The sequence below is a fragment of the Streptomyces nanshensis genome (assembly GCF_001751255.1).
In the GTDB taxonomy this organism is placed as follows: domain Bacteria; phylum Actinomycetota; class Actinomycetes; order Streptomycetales; family Streptomycetaceae; genus Streptomyces; species Streptomyces nanshensis_A.
In genome coordinates, this window is record NZ_LJGW01000690.1 from 1 (window position 1) to 7,921 (window position 7,921).

General features: G+C 73.0%; 7 protein-coding genes and 1 pseudogene. 5 read left to right on the forward strand and 3 right to left on the reverse strand.

The window, feature by feature from the left end; translation table 11 throughout:
* The 3 genes and pseudogenes from AN218_RS31865 to AN218_RS31875 all read left to right on the forward strand — a co-directional run.
* Positions 1 to 730 (forward strand): annotated as a pseudogene (locus tag AN218_RS31865) (transcriptional regulator); the annotation flags it as partial.
* A 68-nt stretch (positions 731 to 798) separates the two neighbouring features.
* Positions 799 to 2,322 (forward strand): acetaldehyde dehydrogenase ExaC, encoded by a 1,524-nt coding sequence (gene exaC / locus AN218_RS31870; protein WP_070020502.1) that lies wholly within the window; start codon positions 799 to 801, stop codon positions 2,320 to 2,322.
* A gap of 131 nt (positions 2,323 to 2,453) precedes the next feature.
* Entirely contained in the window at positions 2,454 to 2,771 is a 318-nt protein-coding gene (locus AN218_RS31875; RefSeq protein ID WP_070020507.1) for a DUF779 domain-containing protein, read from the forward strand.
* 126 nt (positions 2,772 to 2,897) lie between these two features.
* Here the strand turns inward: AN218_RS31875 and AN218_RS31880 are convergent, their stop codons facing one another.
* Positions 2,898 to 3,764, reverse strand: coding sequence for an MOSC domain-containing protein (locus tag AN218_RS31880; protein WP_070020503.1), 867 nt, complete (start codon positions 3,762 to 3,764; stop codon positions 2,898 to 2,900).
* Positions 3,765 to 3,822: 58 nt separating this feature from the next.
* Complete coding sequence (locus tag AN218_RS31885; protein WP_070020508.1) at positions 3,823 to 4,350, reverse strand: DUF6643 family protein; 528 nt, start codon at positions 4,348 to 4,350, stop codon at positions 3,823 to 3,825.
* A gap of 227 nt (positions 4,351 to 4,577) precedes the next feature.
* Here AN218_RS31885 and AN218_RS31890 point away from each other — a divergent pair, with 227 nt between their 5' ends.
* Positions 4,578 to 5,879 (forward strand): TerD family protein, encoded by a 1,302-nt coding sequence (locus AN218_RS31890; RefSeq protein WP_070020504.1) that lies wholly within the window; start codon positions 4,578 to 4,580, stop codon positions 5,877 to 5,879.
* Positions 5,880 to 5,952: 73 nt separating this feature from the next.
* Here AN218_RS31890 and AN218_RS31895 read toward each other — a convergent pair whose 3' ends face one another.
* Positions 5,953 to 7,089 (reverse strand): glycosyltransferase, encoded by a 1,137-nt coding sequence (locus AN218_RS31895; protein WP_070020505.1) that lies wholly within the window; start codon positions 7,087 to 7,089, stop codon positions 5,953 to 5,955.
* A 184-nt stretch (positions 7,090 to 7,273) separates the two neighbouring features.
* Between AN218_RS31895 and AN218_RS31900 the strand changes: the two genes are divergently transcribed.
* Positions 7,274 to 7,921: glutamate racemase (locus AN218_RS31900; RefSeq protein WP_070020506.1), on the forward strand; the 648-nt coding region annotated here is incomplete at its 3' end.

A 7,921-nucleotide genomic window follows, 5' to 3' on the forward strand; every position in this document is an offset into this window, starting at 1 on the left:
GCCGCTGCGCCTCGGCCGGCGGCACAGCGAGATCGCCGTACTGCTCGCCGCGCACCCCGAGGGTCTGACGGGCGAGCGGCTGGCGCTGGAGCTGTACGGCGAGCGTGCCGTCACGCCCGTCACGCTGCGCGCCGAACTCTCCCGGCTGCGCGGCCTGTTGGGGCCGCTGCTGGAATCCCGCCCGTACCGGCTGCGCACCCTTCCGCACACCGACCACGACGCCGTCGGCGAGGCGCTGGCCGAGGGCGATCTGCCCGCGGCGCTCGCCGCGTACCGGGGACCGCTGCTGCCGCTGTCCGAGGCGCCCGGCGTCGTACGGCTGCGCAGGCTGCTGGAGGACCGGCTGCGCCGCGCCCTGCTGGCCGCACGCGATCCCGCGCTGCTGGAGGAGTGGGTGCGCACCCCCTGGGGCGAGGACGATCTGGAGATCTGGGAGGCCCTGCTGTCGGGACGTCAGGGCGGACCGGCGAGTCAGGCGCGTACGGCCGCCCTCGCGGGGCGCGTACGTGAACTGCGGCGCGCCTACGGGCTGGAGAGCGCGGCGGCACCGGGCGCACCCGACTCCGGACCGCGCTCCGGATCCGCCTCGGGGCCCGCGTCGGGGTCCGGCCCGGCGGCCCGTTCCGGGACGTCGTACGGGCCGCCGTCCGCGTCCGCGCGTGCCGGCCGCCGTCCGTACGGAGCGCAGGGCGAGAGCCACGCAACGTATCGGCAACGTTCCCGTCCCTAGTCTCTGCCGCACACCGAGCCCGCCGAGGGACGAAGCGGCGGGCCGCCCGTACCAAGGGGAGGCAGAAGATGAGCCGCTACGCCGCGCCCGGGTCCGACGGGGCCGTCATGAACTACCAGTCGCGCTACGACCACTGGATCGGTGGCGCCTACGTCGCCCCGAAACAGGGCGGCTACTTCGAGAACCCCACTCCGGTCACGGGAGCGCCGTTCACCGAGATCGCCCGCGGCACCGCGGACGACGTGGAACGGGCACTCGACGCGGCGCACGAGGCAGCCCCCGCGTGGGGACGTACGCCCGCGGCCGAGCGCGCCGCCGTGCTGAACCGCATCGCGCAGCGCATGGAGGACCACCTCGAAGAGCTGGCCGTGGCCGAGAGCTGGGAGAACGGCAAGCCGGTGCGCGAGGCGCTGGCCGCCGACATCCCCCTGGCCATCGACCACTTCCGCTACTTCGCGGGCGCCATCAGGGCGCAGGAAGGTTCCCTCTCGGAGATCGACGACGACACCGTCGCCTACCACTTCCACGAACCGCTGGGCGTCGTCGCCCAGATCATCCCGTGGAACTTCCCGATCCTGATGGCCACATGGAAGCTCGCGCCGGCCCTGGCCGCGGGCAACGCCGTCGTCCTCAAGCCCGCCGAACAGACCCCGGCCTCCATCCACTTCTGGATGAGCCTGATCGCCGACCTGCTGCCGCCCGGCGTCGTCAACATCGTCAACGGCTTCGGCGCGGAGGCGGGCAAGCCGCTCGCCAGCAGCCCCCGTGTGGCGAAGGTGGCCTTCACCGGCGAGACGACCACGGGCCGGCTGATCATGCAGTACGCCTCGGAGAACCTCAAGCCCGTCACGCTCGAACTCGGCGGCAAGAGCCCGAACATCTTCTTCGACGACGTGTCCACCGCCGACGACGACTTCTTCGACAAGGCGCTGGAGGGCTTCACGATGTTCGCCCTCAACCAGGGCGAGGTGTGCACCTGTCCGTCCCGTGCCCTCATCCAGCGGGGCCACTACCGGGAGTTCCTCGACGCGGGCATCGCCCGTACGGAGAAGATCGTCCAGGGACATCCGCTGGACACCGAGACCATGGTCGGGGCGCAGGCATCCAACGACCAGTTCGAGAAGATCCTCTCGTACCTCGACATCGGCAAGCAGGAAGGCGCCAAGGCGCTGACCGGCGGCACCCGCGCCGAACTCGGCGGCGAATTGGAGGGCGGCTTCTACGTGAAGCCCACCATCCTCGAAGGCAACAACAGCATGCGCGTCTTCCAGGAGGAGATCTTCGGACCGGTCGTCGCCGTCACCGGCTTCTCCGACTTCGACGACGCCATGACCACGGCCAACGACACCCTCTACGGTCTGGGCGCCGGCGTCTGGACGCGGGACGGCAACACCGCCTACCGCGCGGGCCGCACCATCCAGGCCGGCCGCGTGTGGACGAACTGCTACCACGCCTACCCGGCGCACGCCGCCTTCGGCGGGTACAAGCAGTCCGGCATCGGCCGGGAGACCCACCGGATGATGCTCGACCACTACCAGCAGACGAAGAACCTGCTGGTGAGCTACTCGCCGAAGAAGCTCGGGTTCTTCTGATGGCGTCCGCCGAGGGAGCCGACGGCTTCGCGGCGGGTCTGGCGGACGGCCGGGCGAAGGGCCCGGCCGCCGCCGGGGGACCCGCGCCCGGGGATCCGGAGCGGGTCGCCGTCACCGACGAGGCCGCCGCGATGATCCGCCAACTGACGGGACAGCACGGTCCGTTGATGTTCCACCAGTCCGGCGGCTGCTGCGACGGGAGTTCCCCGATGTGCTACCAGCTCGGTGAGCTGCGTACGGGCGACTCCGACGTGCTGCTCGGCCGTCTGGAGGTGGACGGCGTCGAGGAGCCGGTGCCGTTCTGGATGTCCGCGAGCCAGTTCGCGTACTGGAGCCACACCCATCTCACGGTGGACGTGGTGCCGGGGCGCGGCAGCGGCTTCTCGCTGGAGGCACCGGAAGGCGTCCGCTTCCTGATCCGTTCGCGGCTCATGGACGACGGAGGCTGAACGGGCCGGATCCGCCGGTCCGTCGGCGGAGCGGCGCACGGAACGGCCGCCGCCCCGGTGCCGGGTGCCGGAACCGCCGTGCGCGACGGGGCGCTCGCCCGGGCACCTCCCGGGTGCCTGCACGCCCTAGGCGAGCACCTCGACCGAGTCGCCGCTGCGTACCCTGCCCGTGCGCTCGGGAACCAGGTTCAGTCCGAAGACGAGCCGGCTCCCGGAGCGACGGTGGCGGGCCAGGGTGCGCAGCGGCTCCTTCCCGCGCTCGCCGGTCGTCTGGTCGGTGGTGGTCACCACGCACCGGCCGCATCCGTCGGCGACGCGGAAGACACACTCCCCGACCCGCAGCCGCCGCCACTCTTCCTCGGCCCACGGGGCGCTGCCCGTGACGACGAGGCTGGGCCGGAAGCGGTCCATCGGCAGCGGACCCTCGTCGGCGTGATCCCCTTGCGCGATCAGCGAGTTGAGCGCGTCCAGCGAGGAGGACGAGGTGAGCAGCACGGGGAAGCCGTCGGCGAAGCTGACGGTCTCCGGGCCCTGTGCGAACTCCGGGTCCAGGGGACGCCGGTGCTCGGGCGCGTCCATGTGCACCAGCCGTACGGACGTGCCGAGGTAGGCGGAGAACCACTCGTCGGCCGCGGCGCCCGCGGACACCGCCTCGACGGGCTGCCCGAACAGCCGTACCGCCAGCGGGTCTTCGTCCTTCGGCGGTACGGGGATCTCCAGCGGCTCCCTCCCCGGAGCCGTCACCCGGATCCCCTCCGCACTGCCCTCCGCGCCCCGGCTCCCCCCGTGGGCGCGGTCGGACAGCGGCAGTGCCCTGGCCAGCGCGAGAGAAGGATGTTCGCGCTGTGTGAGCTGCTCCCCGCCGGGCGCCGTCAGCATCCACCGCCGGTCGGCGGCCGGACCCCACGGCTCGACCGTCAACTCCTCGCGCGTACAGCCGGCGAGTGCCTTCACCGGATAGACGTGGAGCGAGGCCAGCCGCGCAGTGGTCATGCGGCCATCCTGCCACCCCCGCGCGGCCGTTGAGCTGCCCGCGGCGGTGCCGGAGGGCTCAGTAGCCGCGGCCCGGGTACTGGTGACCGCCGTAGGGGTCGTCGTAGGAGTTGGGCATCTGCCGGGGCGCGGCCGGACGCGGTGCGGCGGGGCGCGGAGCGGCAGGACGGGGCGGTGCGACCGGCCTCATCTGCTGCGGCGGCTGCGGCTGCTGGGGCTGCTGCTGCCGCGGGTCCTGGTATCCGCGCTGCGGCGGCGCCTGCTGCGGGATGTAGGGCGCGGGCGTCTGCTGGAGCGGCGCGGACTGGAGCGGAGCGGGCTGCGCCATGCCGGGCGGCGGGGGCTGCTGACCCATGCCTCCCGGGTACCCCTGCGGGGGCGCCTGCTGCTGGCTCGGCCCGGCGGGCAGCGCCGGAAGGGCGGGAGGAAGCGCGGCGAGCGAGGGCAGCGCCTCGTACGCCGACGGAACCCGGATCGGGGCGATCTGCGGTGTGCCACGCTCGTTCACGAGCATGTCGTAGATCGGGGTGTCGGGATACGACGGGCCAGCGTAGTAGCCGCCAGGGGAGTAGCGGGGGGAGGTCATGCCCATAAGGTAAGCCCAAAATGTGGCCGTTGGGGACCCCGGTCAAGGAGCGGTTTCTCGCGCTTGCCGTGACGCCCCGTCACCAATGGGAGCGAACCAGGGGAAAACGGTCACGCGGACGTGTCGAGATGTTGTGACGAGACGCGTCACACGCGGGCGCCGCACGCCGGGAAAGCCCCGCGGCGGCAACGGATGCGGAACCTGGCGACGAGGGGGAGTGGAACGGTATGGCGATGCAGAAGGGCAGCAACGTCCCGGTGCCGGCGGCATCGGTGCGGATCGAGGTCGGACGGCGATCCGGAACGGGCGGCGGGGTGGACGTGGATGCCTCCGCGCTGCTGTTGGACATCGGCGGAAAGGTCCGCTCCGACAGTGATTTCGTCTTCTACAACCAGCCCCGGCACGCCTCGGGCGCCGTCGCTCACGAGGGCAAGCATGCCGAAGGGCCCGCCGTGCGCGAGGTGTTGAGCGCCGACCTCGACCGCGTCGAGCCGGAAGTCGAGCGGATCGTCCTCGCCGCCTCGGCCGACGGCGGCACGTTCGGGCAGGTCGAGGGGTTGTACGTGAGCGTCGGCGACGCGGCGCCGGGTGGCGCGGAGTTCGCACGCTTCGAGAGCGGCGACGCCACGGTCGAGACGGCCTTCGTCCTCGGGGAGCTCTACCGCAGACAGGGCGGCTGGAAGTTCCGCGCCGTCGGGCAGGGGTACGAGAGCGGACTGGCCGGTCTGGCAACGGACTTCGGCATCAGCGTCGACGAACAGGCGGGCGGCGCCCGGGCGTCCACGTCCACCTCTGCTCCCACGCCCGCCGCGACACCGCAGGCAGCTCCGGCTCAGGCCCCCGCCCCCGCGTCGCCACCGGCGCCCGCCGCCCCTCCCGTACGGCTGACCAAGGTCACGCTCACCAAGCAGACCCCCTCCGTCTCCCTCACCAAGCAGGGCGGCACCCGCGGCGAGCTGCGGGTCAACCTCAACTGGCAGACGAAGAAGGAGCCTTCGGGCTGGGGCAAGAAGCTCGGCAAGAGTCTCTCCGGGCAGCGCGCCGGATCCTCCGCGCTCGACCTCGATCTGTGCGCCCTCTTCGAACTCGCCGACGGACGCAGGGGAGTCGTCCAGGCACTCGGCAACGCCTTCGGCTCGCTGCACCAGCCGCCGTACATCCACCTCGACGGCGACGACCGTACGGGAGCGGCCGCCTCCGGCGAGAACCTCACCGTCAATCTCGACCACGCCGCCGCACTGCGGCGCATCCTGGTCTTCGTGACGATCTACGAGGGTGCCCGCAGCTTCGAGGGCGTGAACGGCACCGTCACCCTCCAGCCGCAGCACGGCGCTCCCGTGGAGTTCTCCCTCGACGAGTGCACCGTCGCCTCCGACGTGTGCGCCCTCGCGCTGATCACCAACGAGGGCGGCGACCTCGTCGTGCACCGCGAGGCCCGCTACCTCGTCACCCAGCCCGGCAGCAGCCCGCAGCGCACCGTGGACGCGGCCTACGGGTGGGGCATGCAGTGGACTCCGGGACGCAAGTGAGCCCGGCGGACGCGGTGTCGGACGCGGCGCCCGCACCTCGGCGCCGCGTCCCGCGTCCCTCCGCACCTCCGGCTCATGCGTATGTACGGCCCTTCCACGCCGCGCCCTGCCCCCGGTGGTGCCGCACCGCCGAGTCGAGGGTCATCAGCAGATAGAGGGCGGCCGTGACGGGCAGCGCCGGCGCATGCCACGGCGGCTGCCGGTAGTAGCGCAGCATCGGTACGTACGTCAGCGCCATCACCGCCCACGCCGCCGCCCCCACCGGCGATCCCGCCAACGCCGTGACGGGCGGCACCAGATACACCAGCGTCAGCCCCGCGACCGTGCCCAGCAGCACCAGCGGACTGTTCCCGAGCTGTGCGTACGCGCTGCGCGCCACCATCCGCCAGAGCTGCGGCAGCCGGTCGTACGGGCGCACGCTCTCCACCCCGTCCGCGAGCCCCAGCCAGATCCGCCCGCCCCCGGCGCGCTTGACCGCGCGGGCCAGCGTCACGTCGTCGATGACCGCGCCCCGGATGCTCTCCGGGATGCCCGCACGCTCGGCCGCCTCGCTGCGCAGCAGCACACAGCCCCCGGCCGCGGCGGCCGTACGGGAGCGGGGCCGGTTGACCCGCCCGAAGGGATAGAGCTGCGCGAAGAAGTAGACGAACGCGGGGACGATCAGCCGCTCCCACGCGCTGTCCGCCCGCAGCCGCGCCATCTGCGAGAGCAGATCCAGCCGGGCCCCGGAGGCCGCGCCCACCAGGTCGCGCAGGGAGTCCGGGGCGTGTGCGATGTCGGCGTCGGTCAGCAGCAGATACGCGGCGCCGGTGCGCTCACGGGCGAGGGCCATGCCGTGCCGCAGGGCCCACAGCTTTCCCGTCCAGCCCGGTTCCGGTTCGCCGGGTGAGGTGACCGTCAACGGCAGCCCGTGCGGCGGCCGTTGAGACGCGATGCGCCGCGCGAGTTCGCCGGTGCCGTCCGTGGAGCCGTCGTCGACGAGGAAGACCTCGGCACGCCCCGGGTAGCGCTGGGCCAGCAGCCCCGGCAGGCTCAGCGGCAGCACGTCGGCCTCGTCCCGCGCCGGTACGACGACCGCCACCGCCGGCCACTCGTCCGGCACGCCGGCCGGCGGCAGCCGGATGTCCGTACGCCAGAAGCGCGCCTGACCCAGCAGCAGGCACACCCACGCGGCAAGAGATACCGAAGCGATCCAGGTCAGCGCGCTCATCCGCCGCAGTCTGCCGCACGGCACCCGGCGCACACGGGACCGCCGCCGGTGGCCGCCCCGTACGGCCGCCCGGGAACAGACCGATGCCGTACGGCGGCCGGGACGTACGAGTCGTACGGGAGGAGACCGCACGCCCGGCAGCGGCCGCGGGGCCGCCAGAGCCCATCGACTAGAGTTGCCTGCCGTGAAGATCGCGCTCGTGGACTCCGGAATCGGCCTTCTCGCCGCCGCTGCGGCGGTACGCAGAGCACGTCCCGACGCGGATCTCGTCCTCTCCAGCGACCCGGGCAGCATGCCCTGGGGACCGCGCGAGACCGAGGACATCACCGCACACGCCCTGGCCTGTGCGAAGGCCGCCCGCGCACACGAGCCCGACGCGCTGATCGTCGCCTGCAACACCGCGTCCGTGCACGCGCTGGCCGCGCTCCGCGCGGAACTGGAGCCGGAACTCCCGGTGATCGGGACGGTGCCCGCGATCAAGCCCGCCGCGGAGAGCGGCGGACCCGTCGCCGTGTGGGCCACCCCGGCGACCACCGGCAGCCCCTATCAGCAGCGGCTCATCGCGGACTTCGGCCGCGGCGCCCAGTTCACGGAGGTGCCCTGCCACGGTCTCGCCGACGCCGTGGAGACCGCGCGCGAGCACGCCGTCGACGTGGCGGTGGGCGCCGCCGCGGCCCTGACGCCCCGCGGAGTGCGCGCCGTCGTCCTCGGCTGCACCCACTACGAACTCGTCGGCGCCCGCATCCGCGCCGCCGTCACCGAGAGCGGCGGCCCCGAACCGGTGCTCTTCCGCTCCGCCGACGCCGTCGCCGCCCAGGCCCTGCGCCGGATC

Excerpts from the sequence above, each read along its gene's own strand:
- exaC (WP_070020502.1), top strand. The coding sequence starts at position 799 with ATGAGCCGCTACGCCGCGCCCGGGTCCGACGGGGCCGTCATGAACTAC.
- AN218_RS31875 (WP_070020507.1), top strand. The coding sequence starts at position 2,454 with ATGATCCGCCAACTGACGGGACAGCACGGTCCGTTGATGTTCCACCAG.
- AN218_RS31880 (WP_070020503.1), bottom strand. The coding sequence starts at position 3,764 with ATGACCACTGCGCGGCTGGCCTCGCTCCACGTCTATCCGGTGAAGGCA.
- AN218_RS31885 (WP_070020508.1), bottom strand. The coding sequence starts at position 4,350 with ATGACCTCCCCCCGCTACTCCCCTGGCGGCTACTACGCTGGCCCGTCG.
- AN218_RS31890 (WP_070020504.1), top strand. The coding sequence starts at position 4,578 with ATGGCGATGCAGAAGGGCAGCAACGTCCCGGTGCCGGCGGCATCGGTG.
- AN218_RS31895 (WP_070020505.1), bottom strand. The coding sequence starts at position 7,089 with ATGAGCGCGCTGACCTGGATCGCTTCGGTATCTCTTGCCGCGTGGGTG.